Source organism: Muricauda brasiliensis, assembly GCF_003057865.1.
GTDB classification, from domain to species: domain Bacteria; phylum Bacteroidota; class Bacteroidia; order Flavobacteriales; family Flavobacteriaceae; genus Flagellimonas; species Flagellimonas chongwuensis.
On sequence record NZ_QBTW01000012.1, the window covers coordinates 28,957 to 53,881 of the forward strand.

A 24,925-nucleotide genomic window follows, 5' to 3' on the forward strand; every position below is an offset into this window, starting at 1 on the left:
AATGAAACAGAAATTATCCGTAGTAAAAATTGGTGGCAATCTTATTGAAGATGCTGCAGGATGCAAAAAGGTATTGGACCTGTTCTCCAAAATGGACGGCAACAAAATTTTGGTCCATGGCGGAGGCAAAAAAGCTACCGAATTGGCCAATCAGATGGGGGTAGAATCCAAAATGGTCAATGGAAGACGCATTACCAATGCTGAAACCCTCGATATTGCCCTGATGGTCTACGGAGGATTGTACAGTAAAAAAATAGTGGCCAAATTGCAATCGTTGGGTACCGATGCTATTGGAATGAGCGGTGCCGACGCCAATGCGATACGTGCCCATAAAAGACCCAAGAAAAATGTAGATTTCGGTTTTGTGGGCGATGTGGACACCGTGAACACCTACGGAATCTTTAAATTGTTGCAGGCAGGTTTCACACCCATATTTTGTGCCTTGACCCACGATGGTAACGGACAAATGTTGAACACCAATGCCGATACCATTGCCGCGGAAATCGCCATCGCCATGTCCGACCAATTTGAGACTACCCTTTATTATTGCTTCGAGAAAAAAGGGGTGCTTCAAGATATCGAGGACGAAAACTCGGTCATAAAGCACATCGATTCAAAAGGGTACGACGAGTTATTGGCATACGGCATCATTGCTGATGGTATGTTGCCCAAAATGCACAATTGTTTTTACGCATTACGGAACAACGTTTCCAAAGTATGTGTTGGAAACACGAACATGCTCGAAGCCAACAATTCTGAATATACGACATTGACTTTATGAACATAACCCAAGACATATTAACGAAAAAAGCCATTGAACTTCTTAAAACACTCATTCGCACCCAATCCTTTTCAGGGGAAGAAGACAAAACAGGGGATGCAATAGAGGCATTTTTGAGAAGCTTTGGTATCGAGACCAAGAGGCAGCACAACAATATTTATGCTTTCAACAAATATTTTGATGAGAGCAAACCGACCCTGTTGCTCAACTCCCATCACGATACCGTAAAACCGAACAGCGCCTATACCAAAGACCCATTTGATGCCCATATCGAAGACGGCAAACTTTACGGTCTTGGCAGTAATGATGCAGGCGGATGTCTGGTGTCGCTATTGGCCACCTTTGTTCATTTTTATGAAAAAGAAGGGCTAAGTCACAATATTATTATGGCTGCCACTGGTGAAGAGGAGGACGCGGGAGAGAAAAGCATTAGGGCCCTGCTTCCAATTTTACCACAAATTGATGTGGCCATTGTAGGCGAACCCACATTGATGGACCTGGCGATTGCAGAAAAGGGATTGGTGGTTTTTGACGCTGTTGTCTCTGGCACACCATCTCACGCAGCACATCCGAATGATGACAACTGCATCTACAATGCTATTGAAACATTACAATGGTTCAAGGATTACTCGTTTGATAAAGTATCCGATGCCTTGGGCGAGGTAAAATTGACCGTCACCCAAATAAATGCAGGCAAACAGCACAATGTGGTTCCTGCACAAGTGGATTTGGTGGTGGATGTAAGGGTAAACGATTGCTACTCCAATCAGGAAATTTCGGATATCCTTCAAAAAGAAGCACCTTGCAAAATGACCCCACGCTCCCTACGCTTGAACTCATCGTGCATTGATCCTGATCACGACTTGGTGAAAAGCGGATTGGCACTGGGCCGAAAAACCTATGGTTCTCCCACCTTATCCGACCAGGCTGCTTTGACCTGTCAATCGGTAAAATTGGGACCTGGGGACAGTACACGATCGCATTCGGCCAACGAATTTATTTTTGTAAGGGAAATCGAGGAAGGCATAGATATTTACATCAAAACCCTTACAGGATTTTTACAATAACCTGTCAGTTCGAGCGCAGTCGAGAACGATTTAATAAAATTCCCGTTTTCGAGGGAATGACAAAACGAAAATTATGAAACTCTGGGATAAAGGATTCAGTACCGATAAAAAAATAGACCATTTTACAGTAGGCAACGACCGCGAACTAGATTTAGTCTTAGCCAAGTATGATGTGATTGCCTCCAAGGCACATGCCAAAATGCTGGGTAAAGTTGGACTGTTATCCGAAGATGAGGCCAAAGAACTAGTGAAAGCTTTGGATGAAATTGCCAAGGACATCGAAAAAGGAAAGTTTGCCATAGAAAACGATTTTGAGGACATGCACTCCAAAATCGAGTTTATGCTGACGGAAAAGTTGGGTGATATCGGTAAAAAAATCCATTCGGCCCGTTCACGGAACGATCAAGTTTTGGTGGCTATGCAATTGTTCCTCAGAGATGAATTAACAGAGATCAAAGGTCAAGTAAAAGAATTATTCGACTTATTGATGAAACTAGCGGACAAACATAAAAATGTGTTGCTTCCTGGCTATACCCACCTTCAAATTGCCATGCCATCCTCCTTCGGACTTTGGTTTTCTGCCTACGCGGAAAGTTTGATAGACGACCTATACTTCGTACAAGCCGCCTATAAAGTTACCGACCAGAATCCATTGGGAAGTGCAGCAGGCTATGGAAGCTCCTTCCCTATCGATAGAAGTTTCACCACCGCCGAAATGGAATTTTCTACATTGAAGTACAATGTGGTGGCCGCCCAAATGGGACGCGGAAAAGTGGAGAAAGCAACCGCTTTTGGTATTTCCAGCGTTGCCGCTACCCTATCAAAAATGGCGATGGACATTTGTCTGTACATGAGCCAAAATTTTGATTTTATCTCCTTCCCGAACGAGCTGACCACTGGAAGCAGCATTATGCCGCACAAGAAAAATCCAGATGTGTTCGAATTGATCAGGGCCAAGTGTAACAAGATTCAAGCCGTACCCAACCAATTGATCATGATTATGAACAATTTGCCCAGTGGGTACCATAGAGACCTTCAATTGGTGAAAGAAGTCATTGTTCCCGCACTTCAGGACATGCATGCCTGTTTGGAAATGATGACGTTCAGTTTAAAGGAAATCAAAGTGAACAAGGCCATTTTGGAAGACTCAAAATATGATTATCTCTTCAGCGTGGATACCTTGAACGAGTTGGTAAAAAGTGGAATGCCTTTCCGTGATGCCTACAAGACCATGGGCAAAGCGATCGAAAATGGCAACTTTAAACCGAAACGCGATATTGAACATACCCACGAGGGTAGTTTAGGAAATCTGTGCTTGGAGCAGATAAAAGAAAAAATGGAAAAGGTTTTGGTCTAAAATAAATAAATTGGGTTGAAATTTAAGCCAAGGGCTTTCAACTTGATTTTATGTTCAAAAAAATTCTACTCAGCTTATCTCTTTTTATCGGGGTGCTCCATTTTTCCGTAGCACAGGATGTTTATGCAAAAAATGAATCGGTAGATGTCCAAAACTATGTTTTTGGTCTTCATTTAAACGATGCCTCCAACCAAATCAAAGGGGAGACCGAAGTAACGGTTCGTTTTAAGGAGGGCATGGTTCCATTTGCCTTGGACCTCATCCAAAAATCGGGAGAATTTGGCATGGAAGTCACCGAAGTATTGGAACAAAATACCAAGGCGAACTATACTTACACCAATAACAAAATCAACATCGTTCCTAAAAACTCGAACGATTCCGTACAGACGTTCACCATCAAATACCAGGGTGTTCCCGAAAGAGGCTTGGTCATTGATACCACTAAGTATGGCAAGCGCTCATTTTTTGGTGATAACTGGCCAAATTTAGCGAGGCATTGGTTGGCGGCCGTTGACCATCCATACGACAAAGCGAGCGTAGAATTTCGCATTACCGCGCCTGACCATTATGACGTAGTGGCCACGGGCAAAAAAGTGGAGGAAAGTAATCTGGAAAACGGCAATAAACTCACGATTTACAGCGAGCCTGCCCCAGTTGCCACAAAAGTAATGACGATTGGTGTCACAGAATTTGCTTCACGAGTCGTGGACAACATTAATGGAATTGAGGTTACGGCATGGGTATATCCACAGAACCGGTTGGAGGGTTTTAGCGATTATACAGTAGCAGGACATGTGCTGGAATATTTTATAGATCATATTGGACCCTATTCGTATGCCAAACTGGCCAATATGCAGGCGAAAACACAGTGGGGTGGACTGGAAAATGCAGGCACCATCGCTTATTTTGAAAATTCGGTGACAGGAAACAAAACAGTTGAACCTTTGATTGCACACGAAATTGCACATCAATGGTTCGGTAATTCAGCAACCGAAAAAAGCTGGAACCATGTGTGGTTGAGTGAGGGTTTTGCAACCTATTTCTGCATTCTCTATTTAGAAAACGAATATGGTGATGACCGCAGAAAAGAGGAGTTGGCCATCGATAAACGGCAAATCTTTGAGTATTACCGAAAAAACCCCGTCCCCATTGTTGACCTTACCATTAAGGACCCAATGAAGGTGTTGAGCACCAACACTTATCAAAAAGGAGGTTGGGTATTGAACATGCTACGTCACAAATTGGGTGATGGCGTATTCTGGGAAGGTATCAAAACCTATTATTCCAAGTATCAAAACAGCAATGTGTTGACGGATGATTTTAGAGTGGTAATGGAAGAGGCATCGGGAGAGGATTTGGAGTCCTTTTTTGAGCAATGGTTGTTTGTGAAGGGGCATCCACAAATCAAATGGAACTGGGATTATAGCCATGGGAACATCAATCTCAACATACAACAACTGCAAGACCATCATGTATTTGGTTTTCCTTTGGAAATAGGTGTGGTAAAAGATGGAAAGTTGACCGTCCAAACCATTGAAATAGCCCAACGTAATCAAAATTTCCAAATTGAGCTTGCTGGAGAACCCGATTCAATCATACTGGACCCAAATGAGTGGGCATTGTTTGAGGATATAGGAAAATTATAGCATCCGTCAATTCAAACAAGGCATTGGTCAATTTCCTCCTTAGTTTCGATCGGAAAACCTCTAACTTAACTCAGCGAAGACCTAAAATTCAGTTAATGGCTACAGTTGAGACAGAACATTTGAGACTAATTCCGTGTAACAGTGAAATTTTAAAAGCAGCTATTGAAGGAAATGATAGCATTGCCCAAAAACTGGGTGTTGTCATTCAGGAGAATTGGACAGAGTTTGGTGTTGGCGCTTTACAATACTCACTTGACAAGCTTACGGAAAATGAAGACGAAAAGGATTGGTGGACCTATTTCCTTATTCACAAAAAGGATAACAGATTGATAGGAAGCGGTGGTTACAAAGGAAAACCAACGTCAGATGGAACCGTTGAGCTTGGATATGAAATAGCTCCGGCCTACCGTAATAAAGGGCTAGCAACTGAAATGACAAAAGGGCTTATTGAAAATGCGTTTAAGAAGAGTAGCGTAAAAACAATAATTGCACACACCCTCGGATATGAGAACCCTTCAACCAAAGTGCTGCTGAAATGTGGTTTTGAAAAAGTTGAAGAAATCAATGACCCCGAGGATGGACCTATTTGGAAATGGGAACTACAAAGACAGAATAGGGATAGCCATGAACGGTAAAAAAATATTTCTGTTGATTGGGCAAAAAGGCAATGGAAAATACTTTACAACAAACTTTATGGGGGAAGAAGTGCTATTAAATCCATCAATTCAAAACAGCCATTCGTCAATTGATGTGGAAATTTCTGGCCCATATTCACTAACTTCATTATTTGATTTTTTCCAATCCCCACCACCTAGACTATTAACATTCAAAATTTTCATGAGTTGATTCATTAAAAATTAGGTTTGTGGTAGAGGTTTCAGATATAAAAGCTTGGCTGGGTTATTGGAAAAAAACTTTGTTGGATGTTGACAGAAAAAGAATTGATGTCTCCACACACCCGATTCCTGTAGAATCCTACTTTATCCGGCAAGTACCCCAAAAACACGCAAAATTCTTGTGGGAAATTTCTGTAGCCAATAGGGATACGCCATATATAAACGTAGATATTTGTCCTTGTTCAATTCAACCTGAATTTGAGCATGCACGATCAAAGGAGCTGGAAGAAGAAATAGCGTATCCTTTTTGGATCCCAGCAATAATGTACAAAGATGGGACACTTGAGCCACAAAAATCCAATAAGGGAGTATCCAGACCTTTTTTTGTTAGGGAATACCTTTCCCCAACCTACAAAGGTTCCTGTAATATCGCATCCATAAAAGATGTTGATATTGCCTTACAGAAAGTTGAGTTCAAAGACGATTCATGGGAAGCATACTGGAAAAAGTGTGAATCCTTTTTTTCGATTGTAACAGCGAAGAACTTTGATGAGTTCAACACAAAGCATGAAAAACATATATTCATACAAAAAGGCGAACTACGCGGCCTAACAGGAAATATCCGAAAACTATATAAAAGACTCGAAGAGGCACCTCCTAAAAACAGTTTGCTCAATAGCCTAATTGATGCCGGGAAAGTAGACTGCATGTCGATTCCTGATAAATCCAAGATCATTCGGAACAAAAATCACATTGGGCAAATGAGTGGAGAGTTTCCCCTATCCGTATCGCAAAGAGAAAGTATTGCCTGTTTTAATCTTCTCACGGATTCAAATATCTTGGCTGTAAATGGCCCACCAGGAACCGGGAAAACCACCTTTTTACAGTCCGTTGTTGCAAATAGTGTGGTCTCTACTGTTGTAAATCAGCAAAAGCCAGAATTACTGGTCGCATGTTCAGCAAACAATCAAGCCATAACAAATATACTTGACAGTTTTGTACTGGACTCAAAGGATAAATTGACCCAACGTTGGTTACCTGGTTTATCCTCATTAGGCCTATACCTATCCACCAATGAAAACAAAAAGTATCAGACCTGTACTTCTGAATTTGGAAACGGTTTTATAAATGATTTTGAAAGTGACCCGGTTGATGATAAAAAAGAGTTCTTTCTAAATGAGTTTGGAGCAAATATTGAAAAAAGCAAGGATATTGAAGAATGCAAACATCAATTATTCAATATAGTTCAATCAAAAGTCAATCACATTAGGGAGCATCTTGAAATTGCTGAAAACTATGAAAACATAGGTCTGCTTTTAGAAAAAAGTGGATGTTCCAATCTTGATGATTTAAAAGAACTTGTTTCCTCTATTCAAACCAAGGTTGAGAATTGCAACGCTGAAATTCTACAAATTTCGGATGCAGAAAAGAATCTGATACAAGCAGAAAAACAACAACCATTTATCCAAAAAGCATTTTCCTTTCTCCCAAAGTTTAAGGAGCGAAGGGCTTCACTATTTCAAAGAACACTGTTACATATTGACTTGAATGAAGTTTCGGACTACAGCAGCTACAGTGCTTTGATTCATTTGCTCAACGAGAGAATTATTTCAAAGACCAACTCGGCCAAACAACTGGACATAGAGTTGACCCATGCCATTGACTCTAAAAACAAGGTTGAGGAGTTTATTTCCAATTATCAATCCTGCATTAATGGCTGGAACAACAATTATGGCGACCAACTAACCAAACTTCAGTCCATGACCGGCAAAGAATATCAAAATTTGCAACCGTTGGAGGATATGCAGGTTAGAATGGATATTTCATTCCGTTATGAAGCTTTTTGGTATGCCATACATTTTAGAGAAGCTGAATACTTGCTGAACCTTGAGGCCAAGCTCCAAAAAAACAGCAAGGATAAAGAGCGGGGCAAGGTTGGATATAAAGAAAAACTACAGCGGTTTGCCGGGGTAACACCCATTTATATCTCCACCTTTCATTCAATTCCAAGGTTTAGCACCTTTTACGATAATGCCGAAGGTGAACAAGCCTATTACGATTTGTTCGACCTGATCATTGTTGATGAAGCTGGACAAGTTGCTCCAGATATTTCAATACCTTCATTTTCTTTGGCAAAAAAAGCAATTGTTGTAGGCGATGTATTTCAGATAGAACCTGTTTGGTCCGTAGAGGAAAAACTCGATATTGTCAATCTTAAAATGAACAATATCCTGGCCAAGGATGCTTCCGATGATGTAATCAATAACTATAAAGACTCAGGATTACTCTGTTCCTCCGGTAGCTTAATGAAATTGGCACAACGCTCCTGTTTTGTGAAAGATGGTGACGACGGAGGTACACTTTTAAAAGAACATAGGAGATGTCCGGACAAGATTATTTCATATTCAAACAAAAATGTATATCACAACAAACTGATCCTGACCAAAGGGAATAAAAGAAAGGTGGACATAGACCTTCCTTTAAAAGGATTTATGCACATTGAGAGTACAAGTGAGAAGGTTGTAAACAGTAGACAGAACAAGCAAGATGCCATCACCATTGCCAAATGGATTGAAAGCAAAAGGACGGAACTTGAAAATTCTTTTGGCAATTAAACCTATTGCTGAAATACTTGCCATAGTTACTCCCTATAAATCCCAGGCATCCCTTATTAAGGATGAGCTGCTAAAGATTGATAAAAAAGCATATGAACCGTTAATATCAGGTACAGTCCACGCTTTGCAAGGTGCTGAAATTGATATTGTTATTTTTTCAACTGTACTTACACCAGGCGACAGTACATTCTTTGCCGACAATCTAAATATGCTCAATGTAGCCGTTTCGAGAGCAAAATCAAGTTTTCTTGTTTTTGGTAATCTAAACGCCATTGATGCAACAAAGAACAATCCGTTGGGCCGTTTAAAACAATGGCTACAAGAAGATGAAAATTGTGAGTTGTCCAACAAGATTGTTTTTGATACTACAGAAACAAATCACGATGTAATTCGCGTCGCTGACTTAAAAACACATGTTGGCACACTTAACCGAGTTTTCGAAATTGCAAAATCCGAATTGATTATTGTTTCCCCGTTCATTTCTTCAAATGCGATAGAATGTGATACAATCAAGTGCTATGACAACAATGACAAAAGACAATTGAACTCAATTAAAATTGATTCTGTAAGGGAACAACTAAGCAATACCGTCAATAAAGGGATAAAGGTTACCATAATTACGGACTCAACACTTGACCTACAAAATAATCAGCTAAAACCTTTAGCCCAGAAAGGCCGTGAGATAATTATACAAAGTGGAGCGAAATTGAAATTGGTAAATGGCATCCATAGCAAAACAATTATAATTGACAATGACATAATTATTGATGGTTCGTTCAACTGGTTTTCTGCACTTCGTGATGAAAACAGCAAGTATTTTAGGAACGAATCATCTATTGTGGTAAAAGAAGAGCCTGCCAAAGCAATGATCAAAAAGGCCAAAACATATTTGGAAAAGGCAATCAAATAAATTGCGTACTCCGCAAGATTGATATAGATGCTTATTGCTAAAAATCTTCTTAGACACATCAACCAATTAATCTTTTGTCTAAAAATATGGCAAATTAGAGCATCCGTCAATTGAAGTAGGGCATTGGTCAATTTCTTCTGGAGATTCAACCGGAAATCTGCTAACTTCACTTATCGGTCGATATAATTCACCTTGTACTGAGCGTAGCCGAAGTATTAAAGCGAATCATATCTTTCATGTTACCCAAAATTAAAAAAAGTGACTAGACTTAAAACTATAGTAATTATATCTGTTTTTCTGACCTTGCTTTCGTGTAAGAATAGAAATAATGCATCACAATCTGATCATAATATTAAAAGTGCCTACATAGAAACAGATATAGATTCAGTTAATACAGAAACAATTGTTGACGCTGAGCCAGAAATTGTGACTTTTGACTGGTCAATAAATCAAGTGCTTAAAAGTACACTAATTTCGGAATTACAACAAGATTCAAAAAACATTGACAAGCATATTATGAAATTCTTAGATGAGTATAGCAAAGTCGAAAAGGATTTTAATGACACCTTATTTGATTTAAGTAATTATGACTCATTGAATACATTAGCTTATGCTCCAGATGATATTATTTATGAAAATGCAATTGAATTTAAGAATGAAGTAGAATCAAATGGATTTAGTATCGCACAATCCGAAGGGATGATATACATAAAAAAGAGTACTGACTTTATTAAATCAGATTTAGCAGAATTTCTTGACTCAACATCAATGGATTTCATAAATCTTTATTGTCAGGAAATTGATTCTATTTGCTGCGAAGACGCTGGAATAATAATATCAGAAAATCTTCTTGTTGAGAGAGCATTACTTTGGGGTAATTTACTGGAAAAATCGAAGGGTTTAGACTATAAACATGTTGCTGAATCAGAGTTCAATAGTTACCTTTTCCTAATATATTCAGGACAAGATAATACACCATCATTTGACTGGACAACAGGAAAGTTTAGTAAAAATCTATTTGAATTAATGAATAGTATTGTAACTGAATACCCAAGCTCGATAGCTTCTAAAGAATTTAAGGAATACATAGAATTATTGGAACAATCAGACTTAAAAAGGACAGATAAAATTGATGAGTATTTAAAGAACCTAATGAAATAACTGTGGATAACAAGTGGTAAAAGCAATTACTTTCGAAAATTTACAGTGCAGATTTTCAGTTTATCTTTATCAATAATTGAAACTAAAAATACACATGAAACAACACAACTGCCAGTAGCATTACCCATAACAACAGCACCTAATCCCCGCTCCCAATCACTTCATCCTAAATCCACTATTTTGTTATTTGACAATATAACCACACTAATTTTAATTCATTGTTAAAAAACAAAGTAAATTATTACATTTACCGCACTAAACAAACAATGATCAACCGAACCAACCTCACCCCCGTGCTCATGGCTTTGGCCATGTTCTTTTGTGTGTTTTTACATGCCCAAAAGAAAAATGCTGATTTCAAGATTCATCTGTTTCGTACTAGCGAAACCTTTACCATTGACGGTATTGGCAACGAGAACACTTGGCAAAAAGCCGAGCCCGCAAACGACTTTTTCATGGTTTTGCCCATGGACGATCGCAAGGCCACACAACCATCAGAAGTTAAAATGGCTTACGATGACAAACAACTCTATCTGTTGGCTACTTTTTTTAAGACTCCAGGTAACACCTATGTAGTGGAATCACTACGCAGGGACTTTTCCTTTGGGGGCAACGATAATTTTCTGTTGTTCATGGACCCTTTCAATAATCAGACCACTGGATTTAGTTTTGGGGCAAACGCTTATGGTGCCCAATGGGATGGCACCATGTCCAACGGTGGCAGTATCGACCTGAATTGGGACAGTAAATGGGTTTCGGAAGTTCAAAATTATGAAGACAAATGGGTGGTAGAAATGGCCATTCCCTTCAAATCCATCCGGTATGAAAAAGACGTGACCGAATGGGGCGTAAACTTTTCAAGGCTAGATTTAAGCACCAACGAAAAATCGAGCTGGACACCAATTCCAAGACAGTTCCCAACGGCATCTTTGGCCTACACCGGCACTATGGTCTGGGATAATCCACCCCCAAAACAGGGGCTCAATTATTCCATAATCCCTTATGTGTTGGGTACTGTTGGCAATTCGAGCATAGATAACATCAGCTATGATAACGAATTTAAGGTGGGTGGCGATGTGAAACTGGGACTCACCTCATCTTTAAATTTGGATTTGACCATAAACCCAGACTTTTCACAGGTTGAAGCCGACCGTCAAGTAGCCAATTTGACCCGATTTGAGCTCTTCTTCCCCGAAAGGCGTCAGTTCTTTCTGGAAAACGCTGACCTCTTTGCCAGTTTTGGATATGATGAGATACGTCCTTTCTTTTCCCGCAGAATCGGATTGGGCGTGCCCATAATTGCCGGGGCAAGGGTTAGTGGAAACCTCAACCGTAACCTCCGTTTGGGGATGATGGACATGCAGACGGACAAATTGGAAGAAACGGGACTGCCCAGTCAAAATTTTGCCGTACTCTCTTTACAACAAAAGGTATTCTCGCGTTCCAATATTGGTTTGATGTTCGTTAACAAGGAATCGCTGGATTACAATTCATTGGCCGATAGCCTTCAAACACAATACACGAAGTTCAATAGGAACCTTGGGTTGGAATATAACTTGGCCTCTGCAGACAATAAGTACAATGGAAAAGTTTTTATGTTGAAATCCTTCGGTCCCGACTCTTCCTACAATGGAATTGCACAGGGAGCCCATTTACAATATAGCAGCCGTAGATGGAATTGGCGGGTACAACAAGAATATATATCGGACGACTTTACCTCCGAGGTAGGTTTTGTTCCACGCAAGAATTACATCAAACTCGAAAGTTCCGTTGGTCATTTGTTTTTACCTGCCAGTGAAACCGTAGTGAGTCATGGACCACAATACACCGGTTTCTATTATTTTGATCCTAATATGAATTCTACAGATTATGTTTCCATTTTAGGGTATGCGGTAAACTTTATGGACCGTAGCTCGTTGGGCGTGGATGTTTTTAATGAATACGTACAGCTATTGGCTCCTTTCGACCCCACCAACACAGGCAAGGAGGAACTGGCAACCGGTACCCGCCATCATTGGAACGGCGTATACCTCTCTTACAATTCGCGTCCCAAAAGTTTGTTCACCTATAATCTGACTACCCGATTGGGCCGCTATTTTTCTGGGGGATACCGTACCAACCTGAATGCGGAACTGGGATATCGTTTTCAGCCATACGTGAGTTTGGGTGCCGTCCTCAGTTATAATAATCTTGATCTGCCCGAACCATGGTATACCACGGATTTTTGGCTCGTGGGCACCGAAGCGGATATCACTTTTACCAATAAATTGTTTTGGAACACCCTATTCCAGTACAACGAACAAATCAACAATGTTGGCATTAACTCCCGGTTGCAGTGGCGCTATGCACCAGCTTCCGATTTATTTTTGGTATTCAACAACAATGAGCAACTATCGCCGCTTGAAGGAAATTTATGGTCGTTAACGCTCAAATTCACCTATTGGTTTAATCGATAATGAAGGAGAATTCTTTTTGACGGACAAAACTTACGTTTGAACTAAGTCTTATCCTTTGTAGTATAGTTAATTGGTATTTTAAATTCTTATAAAAACTAACATGAAAAAGCTATTCTTTTTTTACTTTACGATTTTATTTCTTCTTTTTTCATGCTCCAAAGGTTCGACTGAGAATCCGGAAGAACCAAAATCGGAAGAACCCGACAAAGAAGAGCCTATAACGGATGAGGAAAATACTTATTTTACCATTCGCGTACCTGAAGATTATTTCTCAATTATTACCGAGAACTGGGTTGTAAGCCATGATGTAAACAATGGAAACATCTTGGATTATGCTCGGTTGAAAAATGGCTCGGAAATAACATTGAAAACCAACACTTCATCTCTAGTGACCGAACATAATATTAGCATTGTAAATGTTGAACTCCGTGATTCACTAAATAAATATAAAATTACCAGTTATACTTCAGTTGAAACTAATGCTATTTGGCAACTTGGCGAAGATGGGCTTAAATATAATTATAATGTTTCCCCTATTGGGAAATTGACCTTTAATGCTGTAAATTTAGATTCGCCCGCTTCTTGGATTTTGTCAAACAAATATGGAACGACACTTTTGGCCAGTCAATCTTTAACCAGGTCGGAAAATTTGACCGATATTTCAATAGACTCACTTCCTGTGTTCCAAGAAAACAGATATCTACTTTCTATTTACGATGTATACGGAAATGGTAAGTATTTGTTTATTGACAATCTAAGTAATGCCACAACTATAACCGTTAACAGCGAACAAATGAAAGGTTTTGATAAAACAATTCCTCTCTCTATTCCTGAAGTAGGTGAATACCATGTATCAGTTTTTGGGTTTGAAGATACTGAGGAATTTGCTGAACAAGGAGGTCATATTTTAGCACTGATTTTCAACACTGTCAACGATGAAATAATTGCTGACACCCTCAACGTTGGTTATTTGGATGCCTTCGATAAATATATAACCTACTTTGTTTATACCAAGGACAACATTAAATATAGTTACAGGAAATATGGAGACCCACCTACAGGTCTTTCAGGGGCCGGTGTCGAAGGTTGGAGCTTAGAAGTAATAGATTCGTCGGTGAATAATTTTCAATTTAATGTGACATCTCCGAAAACTTTCTCGCAACAAAGTCATTTCTGGAGTGCTTTTTCAGATTCTGAAGATGTAGGTTCCAATTATACGGATTGGACCATAAACCATGGAAATTCCTATAAAACATTTTATTTCAAACTCCCTGAGGAAATATTGACTACTTATCCTCAAATGGATATTGAAGGTCTAAATTATCAAAATAGTACCTTTCACTTTAATGCTTATGATTATCAAGAGTTTTTGAATGCCTCATTTGCTCAACCAAATCCTGAAATGTTACATGACCATGAGTTCTATCTGATAAGTCAATAAGCATTAATATTTGAACAAAAGGTGCCCAAAAATTTGCAAACTTTCACACATTGCCTCAATATCTATCAATCCAAAAGGGGCATCCGTCAATCTAAGGCATGCGATAACCTGAAATTTTCCGAACTTGGGTCGTGTTATCAATATTCCCGAAATAATGCTTGACGAAAATACCGGCACCTTAGTAATTGGCAAAGACATAGCATTTGGCACCCATGTCGATTTTAATAGTGTACAAAAATGGACAATTGGAAAAGAAAGTCCTGAATTCGCTGGAACAGAAGGCGCTCAACAACAAAAAATAGTATTTAGAAATGTGGTGGTTGATGGCGAGTATTTTATTTTCCGTTTGAACTTCACCAACAACAAATTATTTCTCCTTGAAATTTTTATCAGCCCAGTCCCCTTTGAATTTAAAGAAAATTGGAACGATTGGAGCTATGAAGACGAAATGAAACATTTAGAATATTATAAATCCTGGCTCCAAAAAGAGGTTGGAGGTACAACCAATTTTGATTGGGGACACATCTGGTGTGGCTATGATAGTTTGGGCGGATTTAGCAGTATTAAAATAAGATATCATTAAAAAAAACAGGTATCCGTCAATTCATATCATGTAACGGTCAATCCAGAATGGCATTTTTATTCAAAAAAAAAAGCTAACTTCACTTATCGTACGCTAAAAATCATTGAAACGATATTTAGCTAACCGTTGTACACAAGCTCTGAAAAGCCAACCGCACAGTCAAGCACATTTCATTTTACTCGTACCTCACAAAATAAAAAGAACTTGCCTTTTCCCTTCGCTAATTGAAAACAAAAACCGAAAGTTGATATAAAAATCGCAATTTATTTTTACATTTGCTAAAAATGGGTCAAATGACAAGTTTCGGAAATTATATTAAGACTGAAAGAGAAAAACGAGAATGGACACAAACCGAACTCGGAACTAAAATCGGAATCAATACAAGTGCTATTTGCAGAATTGAAAACGGAAGTCAAAAATTCAGTAAATCGAAATTGAAAAAACTTGCTGAATTATTTCAAACTGATTTACAAATTATTACCGATTTATTTTTTGCTGACAAGTTTGTAAAAGAAGCTTTAAAATATAAATGCTCTGAATCCATTTTTTCTGTAGCAGAAGATACTGCTAACTATTACAGAAATGTGAATGTAAAACAAGGAAAATTAGAATTATGAAAAAACCATTAACATATATTAGCCTTTTCAGTAGTGCAGGAGTTGGATGCTATGGCTTCAAACTTAATGGTTTTGAATGTATTGCAACTAACGAACTACTTACTAAAAGACTTAAAATTCAAACTTTTAACAACAAATGTAAATATGAAAGTGGATACATTGATGGAGATATTACCAAACAAGAAGTTAAACATAAACTTCTTAATGAATTAAAGTATTGGCAAGAGAAACATAAAATTAAAACACCAGATGTTTTAATAGCAACACCACCTTGTCAAGGTATGTCAGTAGCCAATCACAAAAAAAATGACGAAATATCAAGAAATTCCTTAGTTGTTGAATCAATAAAATTAACTAATAAGATTCTTCCAAAATATTTTGTCTTTGAGAATGTTCGAGCATTTTTAAATACAACGTGTACAGATATTGATGGTGTTGTAAAACCAATAAAAGAAGCTATTAAATATAATCTTGGAGGAAATTATAATATTTTATACAAAATTGTAAACTTCAAAGAATATGGTTCCAATTCAAGTAGAACAAGGACATTAGTTATTGGAGTAAGAAAAGATATTCCAAACATAACACCTTATGATATATTTCCTAAAAAGCAAAAATCAAAAACTTTGCATCAGTTAATTGGAGATTTACCATCATTAACAGAAATGGGAGAAATTTCAAATGACATTTTTCATTCTTATCGCGAATTTGACCAACGAATGCTTCCTTGGATTGAAAATTTAGAAGAAGGTCAATCAGCATTTGAAAATTCCGAACCTGAAAGAATTCCTCACAGAATTATTAACGGAGAAGTTGTTTATAATAAGAGTAAGAATGGAGATAAATATGCTCGTTGGTATTGGAATAAAGAAGGTCCTTGTGTTCACACAAGAAATGACATTTTAGCAAGTCAAAATACGGTTCACCCATCAGATAATAGAGTCTTTTCAATAAGAGAATTAATGAGAATGTTATCTATTCCAGAATCTTTTGAATGGTCGCATATTAAAATTGATAAACTTAATGTGTTTACAGAATTAGAAAAAAAGGCTTTCTTAAAAAAGGAAGAACTTAACATTAGACATTGTTTAGGAGAAGCAGTTCCAACAGGGGTTTTTAAAAACATTGCTTCAAATATTAAAAAAGCTAACAAAAGTGAAAGTTTGTCTTTATCTCAAATAAAATCTCTTGAAGAAGAATTCAAGCTAAACGAAACAGATAATATTGTACGTTTCATCAAGACTAACTTTAAAAACTATTCTTTAAATAATATTTTTTTAATAGCAGAACATTCAAACTCGGAAAGATTAAAAACGAGTGCCTATTTTACAAGAAAGGATATTGCTTATTCTGTAATAAAAGATTTACCAGAACTAAAAAAGAAAAAGAAAATAAGAATTCTTGAACCATCTGTAGGAGTTGGTAATTTTATCCCTTTGTTGTTTGACAAATATGAAAACAAAGACGAAGTAATTCTTGATGTTTGCGATATTGACAACAATTCATTGCAAATTTTAAAGACAATTTTGTCAAAAATTAAAGTTCCACAAAACTTTAAAATTAATTTCAAACACATTGATTTTCTACTATGGAATTGTAAAACAAAATACGACATTGTTGTTGGAAATCCACCATATGGAAAAGTAACAAAGAACAAAGAGTTATTAGACTTATATAAATTTAAAACTCACAATTCTGACACCAATAATATATTTTCCTTTTTTATTGAAAAGTCATTGCGATTAGGAAACTATGTTTCTTTAATAGTGCCTAAAAGTTTATTAAATGCACCTGAATTTAATAAAACAAGAGAGGTTTTAAAAGGTTGTGATTTACAGAAAATATGCGACTATGGCGAAAAAGCTTTTAAGGGTGTAAAAATTGAAACTGTAAGTTTTTTATGCTCTTCTTCTGTTCCAACAAAAGATAGTGTAATAATCGAAAGTTACATCAAAAACTCTTACAAGGATGAAAGTAAAAAATATATTTTTTCTGATGATTTTCCTTATTGGCTAATTTACAGAGATGCAAGTTTCGACAATGTTGTCTCTAAAATGAAACTTGATATTTTTAATAGTTTCAGAGATAGACAAATAACAAAATCAATTACACAAACTAAAGGTAAAGTAAGAGTTTTAAAATCAAGAAACATTGGTAACAATGAAGTAAAGGAAATTGATGGCTATGATTGTTACGTTGATGAAATTGATGAACTTGCTGTTTCTAAATTCTACAACGAATCTGATGTAGTAATGGTTCCAAATCTAACTTATTACCCAAGAGCAAGTTTTTTACCAAAAAATTCAATCACTGATGGTTCTGTTGCTTTATTAACCTTAAAAAATGGAAGTCGTTTACCAACAGAACAAGATTTAGAATTTTATAGTAGTGAAGAATTTGAAAACTATTACAGAGTTGCAAGAAACTACGGAACAAGGTCTTTAAACATTGACAATAACTCTGTATTTTTCTTTGGCTTATTGAAAGAAATAACTGAATGAGTAAAATAATAGACGACCATTTTAATGGTATAGATTTAGATATTAGGAAAAAAAATATTGGAACTTTTATGGACCAAAAAGTAACACCTGATGTAGTTTCAGGTGTTGCTGAATGTATTTTGGAGTATTTGAGCGAAAATGAAGAACCATTTACCATAAATGACATCAGATATTTTGATTATTCAAATCAGCTTGTGAAAGAAGTTTTCAACAAACCAGATGTTCAAAAAGCTGAAAATGAATACGATAAATTCTTTTCTCAACCAATCAAGATGTTTGCATATGCAGGAATATTAGAAGAAGATTTAACAAAGCGACCTTATAAATATACTGTTTCAAACAATGATGTTTTAGAATATATGGGAATGCGTGAAAGAAATGCAGTAACGTATTTACAAAAATATTTAGAGAGATTAATTACAGATAGTGGTATTAAAATTCTTTTTGATGAGTTTTTTATTTCTCAAAATAAAACTGGCTACGAACGATTAAAAACTCGTTTCATTGATTTTATTATACAAAATACGCCAAAAAATGACCCAGTAGATATTTCAAGAATATTTACTAAAATCATAAACCCATTAGCTTACAGAGAGAAAAAATTCGGAACTAGAAAAGGGAGAATTTCACAAACAGTTATTTCTCTTGATGAATTATACTACAACAGACCTAATTGGCGAGATATTAATAAAGATAAATCTCTTACAAGAGAAGAAGCAAAAGCTCTATTTGAAGATGTTGTTGACAATAAAAATTATTTTAGATATCAAGTTACTAAAGCAAAGAATTTTGTTAGAAAACTTCAACCATACAGTGAAATACATCGATTTGAACAATATCCAGGTTTACAAGCGCATCATATATTTATGGAAAGTGAATTTCCTCAAATTGCAGATTTACCGGAAAATATAATAATCTTAACACCTAATCAACATTATTATAGAGCTCATCCAAATAATAAAACATCTGTCATTGATGAAACTTATCAGACAATTTGTCTGATTTCTAAATTAGATTCAATAGAAATCAATATTTGTTCTGGAGAAAATGATTACTCACTAGAAGACTTTATAGACGTTTTGAATTTAGGGTACGAAACTGACAGGTTTAATTATGGAATGGACTTTGAAGAAGTAAAACATAATATTTTAAAATTCAGAAATTATGTATAAACAATACTTTGGAAAAAGAAAAAAAATGAGATTTGATTCACCTGAAGAATACTATGAAACTTTAGGTTTTATTGCTAAAGGTGATGGTTCTTGTGATTTGTATAGAGAAGAAAATCAAAATCAAGGAGCTTGGGGTCCAGAAATTAGGATGAATTGCTATAATAACCTCAATAAATTTACACCACCATTAAAAAGAAAATTCACAAAAGGAAGAGGAAAAAAAGTTTTACACCGAATAAATTGTAATGAATTTATACAAGATTTAATTGATAATCACCAATTTACTTTTGGCCCAACGCAAAATGCTTCATTGATTAGAACTTCTGTACCAGCCCAATACCAAGTTGATTTCGATAGAGGTTTAGCTCTATAGACAGCGAACACACAAAGCCATACACATTGCCAAGTCGCTCAAAAGCCAACAGCTAAAGCCACAAACTTGGCAAAGAGTATGTCTTTCGCCAACGCTGAATGACAATCTGAACCAAAAAAGCCAGTGTACAACAACGTATATAAAAAATAGCGGTTTAAGAGCTTAATCGAAAATAAATAAATTAAAGGTCAGTTATAATCCGAAAAGTTAGTGCATAAAATTCGCTACTTTTCATATACAAACCGATAAGTGCAACAAAAAAATCTTTCTTAAATAAGCGACTATTTAATATTCCTCAAATTGACCACCTCCTGCTCGGTCAAGTGTCTCCAGTGCCCACGTGGCAAATCCTTTTTGGTCAACCCGGCGAAGATTACCCGATCTAGTTTGGTCACATTATAGCCCAAGTGTTCAAAAATGCGGCGTACAATTCGGTTTCTTCCACTATGGATTTCTACCCCGACCTCACGCTTTGGTGCACCTTGAATGTAACTCACGCTATCAACGGTAATGGGGCCATCTTCCAGTTCCAAACCGGCTTCAATTTTATGGAGGTCGCCCAAACTTAGGTTATTGTCTAAATGTACGTGGTAGATCTTACGGATATTGTGCTTTGGGTGCGTCAATTTTTTTGTGAGGTCACCATCATTGGTAAAAAGTAACAAGCCAGTCGTATTTCGGTCCAATCGGCCTACGGGCAACAAACGGTTGTTCGATGCGCTCGAAATCAGTTCCATTACGGTACGGCGCCCTTTTTCATCACTTGTTGTAGTAATAAAGTTTTTTGGCTTGTTCAGCAACACATACTCCTTTTTTTCCAAACTGAGTCGCTTTCCATCAAAACGGACATCATCGGAACGTTTTATCTTGTAGCCCATCTCGGTTACCGCTTTGCCGTTTACGGTAACATTACCTGCAGCAATATAGGTGTCGGCTTCCCTTCTGGAACAAATGCCCGCATTGGCAATGTAGCGGTTCAACCGAATTTCATCCGGATTGGATGGCTTTTTAGGAGCGCTCTGCCTTGGTTTGGATGCAAATTTTTTGTCAAACGGTTTCTTTCTGTCCCCGCTCTTGAAGTTTTTTGAGGGCCTTTTGCCCCTATGGTTGTCTGATTTCGCCATCAGTCGATTTTTTTGCAAATGTAGTCTTTTTAAGTTCCAAAAATCCTAAAGAACAAAGAATTACAAAATTCGGTTCAGTACCACATCCACATCTATCAACAAAATACTGAAAACGCCCACCACAATAATAAATTTGATGATGTTGTGCAGCCAAACGTAGTGTCTTTTTCCTTCCGCCTTCCATAACAGTGCCAAGAAAAAAATCAAAAATACCACGCAGGCCATAAAGTAGTAATGCATATACCCAACATCGAACGTTTTGATCAACAAAAGTGCGGGAACCAAAGTGAGTACAATCAAAAATGTGATAATGGATTTTGAGACACCAGCCCCATATAATATAGGAATGGTTTTATAGTTCTGTGCCAAATCGCCTGCCATACTCTCCAGATCCTTGATCATTTCCCGGGCCAAAATCAATAGGAACAAGAAAAGTGCATGTACAAAAATCACAGTCTGAAAGTTCTGGTAGTAGACAAAAACCACAAAAAACGGGGCAATGGCCAAAGTTGACGATACCAAATTGCCGACAAAAGGTATACGTTTCAGCTTGTGCGAATAAATCCAGATACCAAAAATATAGGCCGAAAAGAACAATACCGCCCTAAATGAAATATAGCTCGCTGCAAAAACAGTCAAAAAGTTAAGAATAAAATAGGTGGTCAGTTTAAAACGCTGGCTAACCAAACGATCCAACATACTTTTGGTAGGCTTGTTGATCAAGTCCTTTTCCGCGTCATAAAAATTATTTATGATATACCCGCTCGCTATGGTAAGTGCAGAAGCAGTTACGATAAGGAACAAATTTACATCCAAAACCACTTTACGCAAAGGTATGTTGGGTGACAATATGTAGATAGAGGCCAAGTACTGTGCAAAGGTTATCACGAGGATATTGTAGCCCCGAACCACAGAAAACAGACTCAATAGCTTAAACAGCAAGAGTTTGTTTTTTCTACTAAGCATGCGTTTGCTTTTAGAAGTTGTACACTACTTCCAGATTATGGCCTTTGAGTGCTTTTTTGGCTTTTTCCAAGTCCTGGGTAAAGCCTAAAATATATCCACCGCCACCGGAACCGCAAAGTTTGAGGTAATAATCGTTGGTTTCGATACCTTTTTGCCAAAGTTGGTGAAACTTAGCCGGAATCATTGGTTTGAAGTTGTCAAAAACCACGTGGGAAAGTTGTTTTAAGTTTCCGAACAAAGATTTCACATTGCCGTTCAGGAAGTCTTCCACACAGGCATCTGTATGTTTGATGAACTGGTTCTTGATCATATTACGGAAACCTTCCTGCTTCATGTTCTCCATAAACAATTGTACCATGGGTGCAGTCTCTCCCGTCATACCACTATCCAATAAAAAAACTGCACCCTTTCCCTCCGTATTCTGCGAAGGAATGCTTGTGGATTCGATATTGTCCTTGGAATTGATAAGTATGGGCAAGCTCAAATAACTGTTCAACGGGTCCAATCCAGAGGACTTACCATGGAAAAAAGATTCCATTTTCCCGAAAATCTTCTTGAGTTGAAGCAATTTTTCGCGGGTCAGGTTTTCCAGTACCGTGATTTTATCGGTGGCATAACGGTCGTAAATAGCAGCGACCAATGCACCGCTACTGCCAATTCCGTAGCCTTGGGGAATGGAACTGTCAAAGTACATTCCATCGGCTACATCTTTTTCCAAAGCTTCAATGTTAAAAGAAACCAACCCAGGATTTTCGAGTTCAAGGTTTTTCAAGTATTCGGCAAAAGCCTTCAAACTTTTGTTGGATGCTTGGGCCATTTGGGAATCGTTTTTGTCCCTTTTGAGCGCCCCCTTAAAAAAATTATAAGGTATGGATAGTCCTTTGGAGTCCTTGATGATGCCGTACTCCCCGAACAATAAAATCTTTGAATAAAATAATGGACCTTTCATATACTACCACTAAGATACAAACAAATTTTGTTTAATTTTTAATAAATATCGATAAACAAACTGATTTCATCTTTAAAAACCTGTTCCTGTCCGTTCAAAATCTTGGCAAATAACGTAAAAAAACAGCTTAGCTGTTCATTTTTAGCCCTTTATTTTAACAGCTCCCTTCCCTACATGGTCGTGGATATACTGTCCATTTTCGCAGTGCTTTGCCAATGTATTTTTGATGAAATCGCGCACTCTTTCCTTTTCAGCATCGGGATAGAGCAAATGCACGTTTGCGCCGGCGTCCAAGGTGAAGCAGACGGGGGTTTTGGTGGTTTCTCGGTATTCCCAAATTTTATTGATGATTTCCAAAGTATCCGGTTTCATCAAAATAAAATAGGGCATACTGGTCATCATCATGGCATGTAAGGTCAATGCTTCACTTTCCACTAGCTTGATGAATTCTTCCAAATCGCCACTTGCCAAAATCGGTTTTAACTTGTCCAAGTTATCAAATGCCTGTTGAAATCGATTTTCCGCATACGGGTGACCGTGCATCAATTGGTGCCCCATCGTGCTACTGACCTGTTTTTGTCCCTTGTGGACCAACAAGATGGTATCGCAATAAGTTCTAAAAACTTTGTTCACCTCGAAGGGGTATTCAATTCCGTACACATCAGAACTATTTGGAATATTTTTGTGTTTTCCCCATTGAACCAGACTGCCCTTAATACTTCGGCAGGCACTTCCAGAACCCAAACGGGCCAAATGCGAAGCTTTGGCATAAAAGGATGCTTCATCCAAGGCAGGGTCTAGTTGCTTTTCTATATCCATCAAACATAATGACAGTGCTGCCATGCCACTGGCAGAGGAGGCAATACCACTGCTATGCGGAAAGGAGTTTGAGGTCTCGATGGTAAAATAGTATTCCTTTAAAAAGGGAAGGTACTTTTCTATGCGCTCCAAAAAGGTTTGGATCTTCGGTTTAAAATCGTCCTTCGGTTTTCCCTCAAAAAATAAGTCAAAAGAAAAACCTGTGTTGTTGTCTTTTTTTTCAAAAGCTACGGATGTGGTCGTTGCGCAAGTATCCAATGTAAAGCTTATGGATGGATTGGCAGGCATTTGAACGGGACGTTTTCCCCAATATTTTACAAGGGCAATATTGCTTGGTGCTTTCCAGGCAACCTTGCCTTTTACTGGCAATTTTTGATAATTACCGGGCAAAAAATCATTTTCCGTCATGGAGGATGGATTATTTCAACAAATATAAGCAGCGACAAACTTACTGGAAATCGGATGCAAATAAATTCTTATTTTAGTCGAAGTTGTACCAACCATGAAAAAAAGAATTATCTACATAACCCTGAGCGTTTTGGTCTGCCTTGCCATTGGTTTTTTGGCGAGCATCGCCACCCAAAGCTCCGTTAACGATTGGTACGTTACCCTGAACAAGCCTTCTTTTACGCCCCCAAACTACCTTTTTGCCCCAGTATGGACAGCATTATATATTATGATGGGTGTGGCCGCCGGTCTGGTTTGGTCCAAGGGCTATCACCATATTTGGGTAAAAACGGCATTGTACCACTTCGTATTTCAGTTATTGCTCAACGCCTTATGGAGCATCGTTTTTTTTGGTCTAAAGAATCCATTGGGCGGTATGATTGTGATTTTGGCCCTCTTGACAATGATCATACTTACCATAAAATGGTTCAAGGTCATCAGTAAGACTGCTGCCATCCTAATGATACCCTATGTCCTGTGGGTAGCCTTTGCTTCGGCACTGAACTACAAAATTTGGGAGCTCAACGCCTAATCCGAAACCAATTCCAATAATTTCAACATGGTTTTGTGGTTACGGGTAGTAGCCTTTACCTTGAGTTTGTTTTCAATGAGATTGTTGTTGAGTTTTGCCTTACCATAGCCACTTTTACAGAAAAGATATACACAGGTATCGGTGATTTTAAAACCTTCATTTTTAAACTGAAGCTGACTGAACTGTTGCGCCAATACTTCTTCGGGAGTATTTTTCATCAACACATAATACAACTTGCTTTCATCCGCTTCTTCCAAATAGGGATTGGATTTCAATATGTGTTCCACATCATTCTTCCTAAGCACCAAGGTAGGTACATCAAATCCAAATTGTTGACGTATAATTATCGCTATTTTTTCCTGAAGTGCACTCCTATCCACCGGTTCACTATCAAAAATAATATTGCCGCTTTGGATATAGGTTTTGACATTTTTTAGTCCATTTTCCTCCAAAATTTGCCTTAAATCGGCCATTTTTATCTTTTTTTGACCACTTACATTGATTCCGCGCAACAAAGCTATATGTGTATTCCCCATAATGATGGATTCCAAACCCGAATTAATTTTAGTAAA

The 24,925-nt window shown here is 37.6% G+C and carries 21 protein-coding genes; 16 read left to right on the top strand and 5 right to left on the bottom strand.

What is annotated here, in order from left to right:
* Nucleotide 1: 1 nt before the first annotated feature.
* The 15 genes from argB to DCK90_RS09650 all read left to right on the top strand — a co-directional run bounded on the left by argB (nucleotide 2) and on the right by DCK90_RS09650 (nucleotide 19,516).
* Complete coding sequence (gene argB / locus DCK90_RS09575; RefSeq protein WP_108245987.1) at nucleotides 2–781, top strand: acetylglutamate kinase; 780 nt, start codon at nucleotides 2–4, stop codon at nucleotides 779–781.
* On the top strand, nucleotides 778–1,848 hold the full coding sequence (locus DCK90_RS09580) for a M20 family metallo-hydrolase (protein WP_108245988.1): 1,071 nt from the start codon (nucleotides 778–780) through the stop codon (nucleotides 1,846–1,848). The genes argB and DCK90_RS09580 overlap by 4 nt, the downstream gene beginning before the upstream one ends.
* Nucleotides 1,849–1,921: 73 nt before the next feature.
* Nucleotides 1,922–3,205 (top strand): argininosuccinate lyase, encoded by a 1,284-nt coding sequence (argH, locus tag DCK90_RS09585; protein ID WP_108245989.1) that lies wholly within the window; start codon nucleotides 1,922–1,924, stop codon nucleotides 3,203–3,205.
* A gap of 50 nt (nucleotides 3,206–3,255) precedes the next feature.
* Nucleotides 3,256–4,851, top strand: coding sequence for a M1 family metallopeptidase (locus DCK90_RS09590; protein WP_108245990.1), 1,596 nt, complete (start codon nucleotides 3,256–3,258; stop codon nucleotides 4,849–4,851).
* A 95-nt stretch (nucleotides 4,852–4,946) separates the two neighbouring features.
* Nucleotides 4,947–5,486 (top strand): GNAT family N-acetyltransferase, encoded by a 540-nt coding sequence (locus DCK90_RS09595; RefSeq protein WP_108245991.1) that lies wholly within the window; start codon nucleotides 4,947–4,949, stop codon nucleotides 5,484–5,486.
* Between the two features lie 230 nt (nucleotides 5,487–5,716).
* On the top strand, nucleotides 5,717–8,302 hold the full coding sequence (locus DCK90_RS09605; protein WP_108245993.1) for an AAA domain-containing protein: 2,586 nt from the start codon (nucleotides 5,717–5,719) through the stop codon (nucleotides 8,300–8,302).
* The gene (locus tag DCK90_RS09610; protein ID WP_159075801.1) at nucleotides 8,280–9,212 is read left to right on the top strand and encodes an AAA domain-containing protein; all 933 of its coding nucleotides are present in this window, start codon (nucleotides 8,280–8,282) and stop codon (nucleotides 9,210–9,212) included. Before DCK90_RS09605 ends, DCK90_RS09610 begins: the two co-directional genes overlap by 23 nt.
* A 258-nt stretch (nucleotides 9,213–9,470) precedes the next feature.
* Nucleotides 9,471–10,373 (top strand): hypothetical protein, encoded by a 903-nt coding sequence (locus tag DCK90_RS09615; protein WP_159075802.1) that lies wholly within the window; start codon nucleotides 9,471–9,473, stop codon nucleotides 10,371–10,373.
* Between the two features lie 266 nt (nucleotides 10,374–10,639).
* Nucleotides 10,640–12,829: a DUF5916 domain-containing protein gene (locus tag DCK90_RS09620; protein WP_108246040.1), complete on the top strand. Its 2,190-nt coding sequence runs from the start codon at nucleotides 10,640–10,642 to the stop codon at nucleotides 12,827–12,829.
* Nucleotides 12,830–12,929: 100 nt separating this feature from the next.
* Nucleotides 12,930–14,270 (top strand): hypothetical protein, encoded by a 1,341-nt coding sequence (locus DCK90_RS09625; protein ID WP_108245996.1) that lies wholly within the window; start codon nucleotides 12,930–12,932, stop codon nucleotides 14,268–14,270.
* Between the two features lie 124 nt (nucleotides 14,271–14,394).
* Nucleotides 14,395–14,853, top strand: a complete 459-nt coding sequence (locus tag DCK90_RS09630) for a hypothetical protein (RefSeq protein WP_159075803.1) — start codon at nucleotides 14,395–14,397, stop codon at nucleotides 14,851–14,853.
* A 293-nt stretch (nucleotides 14,854–15,146) separates the two neighbouring features.
* Nucleotides 15,147–15,470: a helix-turn-helix domain-containing protein gene (locus DCK90_RS09635; RefSeq protein WP_108246041.1), complete on the top strand. Its 324-nt coding sequence runs from the start codon at nucleotides 15,147–15,149 to the stop codon at nucleotides 15,468–15,470.
* Nucleotides 15,467–17,971 (top strand): DNA cytosine methyltransferase, encoded by a 2,505-nt coding sequence (locus DCK90_RS09640; protein ID WP_108245998.1) that lies wholly within the window; start codon nucleotides 15,467–15,469, stop codon nucleotides 17,969–17,971. The genes DCK90_RS09635 and DCK90_RS09640 overlap by 4 nt, the downstream gene beginning before the upstream one ends.
* Nucleotides 17,968–19,143, top strand: coding sequence for a restriction endonuclease (locus DCK90_RS09645; RefSeq protein ID WP_108245999.1), 1,176 nt, complete (start codon nucleotides 17,968–17,970; stop codon nucleotides 19,141–19,143). Before DCK90_RS09640 ends, DCK90_RS09645 begins: the two co-directional genes overlap by 4 nt.
* Nucleotides 19,136–19,516, top strand: a complete 381-nt coding sequence (locus DCK90_RS09650) for a hypothetical protein (RefSeq protein ID WP_108246000.1) — start codon at nucleotides 19,136–19,138, stop codon at nucleotides 19,514–19,516. Before DCK90_RS09645 ends, DCK90_RS09650 begins: the two co-directional genes overlap by 8 nt.
* A 281-nt stretch (nucleotides 19,517–19,797) precedes the next feature.
* Here the strand turns inward: DCK90_RS09650 and DCK90_RS09655 are convergent, their stop codons facing one another.
* The 4 genes from DCK90_RS09655 to mvaD all read right to left on the bottom strand — a co-directional run bounded on the left by DCK90_RS09655 (nucleotide 19,798) and on the right by mvaD (nucleotide 23,782).
* Complete coding sequence (locus tag DCK90_RS09655; RefSeq protein WP_199912676.1) at nucleotides 19,798–20,640, bottom strand: pseudouridine synthase; 843 nt, start codon at nucleotides 20,638–20,640, stop codon at nucleotides 19,798–19,800.
* A gap of 60 nt (nucleotides 20,641–20,700) precedes the next feature.
* Nucleotides 20,701–21,606: a geranylgeranylglycerol-phosphate geranylgeranyltransferase gene (locus DCK90_RS09660; RefSeq protein ID WP_108246002.1), complete on the bottom strand. Its 906-nt coding sequence runs from the start codon at nucleotides 21,604–21,606 to the stop codon at nucleotides 20,701–20,703.
* A gap of 10 nt (nucleotides 21,607–21,616) precedes the next feature.
* The gene (locus DCK90_RS09665) at nucleotides 21,617–22,555 is read right to left on the bottom strand and encodes a mevalonate kinase family protein (RefSeq protein ID WP_108246003.1); all 939 of its coding nucleotides are present in this window, start codon (nucleotides 22,553–22,555) and stop codon (nucleotides 21,617–21,619) included.
* 141 nt (nucleotides 22,556–22,696) lie between these two features.
* Nucleotides 22,697–23,782 (bottom strand): diphosphomevalonate decarboxylase, encoded by a 1,086-nt coding sequence (mvaD, locus tag DCK90_RS09670; RefSeq protein ID WP_108246004.1) that lies wholly within the window; start codon nucleotides 23,780–23,782, stop codon nucleotides 22,697–22,699.
* A gap of 94 nt (nucleotides 23,783–23,876) precedes the next feature.
* Here mvaD and DCK90_RS09675 point away from each other — a divergent pair, with 94 nt between their 5' ends.
* Nucleotides 23,877–24,353, top strand: coding sequence for a TspO/MBR family protein (locus tag DCK90_RS09675; RefSeq protein ID WP_108246005.1), 477 nt, complete (start codon nucleotides 23,877–23,879; stop codon nucleotides 24,351–24,353).
* On the opposite strand, the gene DCK90_RS09680 is transcribed toward DCK90_RS09675, so the two are convergent.
* Nucleotides 24,350–24,904, bottom strand: a complete 555-nt coding sequence (locus DCK90_RS09680; RefSeq protein ID WP_108246042.1) for a DUF1697 domain-containing protein — start codon at nucleotides 24,902–24,904, stop codon at nucleotides 24,350–24,352. The genes DCK90_RS09675 and DCK90_RS09680 overlap by 4 nt on opposite strands.
* Nucleotides 24,905–24,925: the final 21 nt, after the last annotated feature.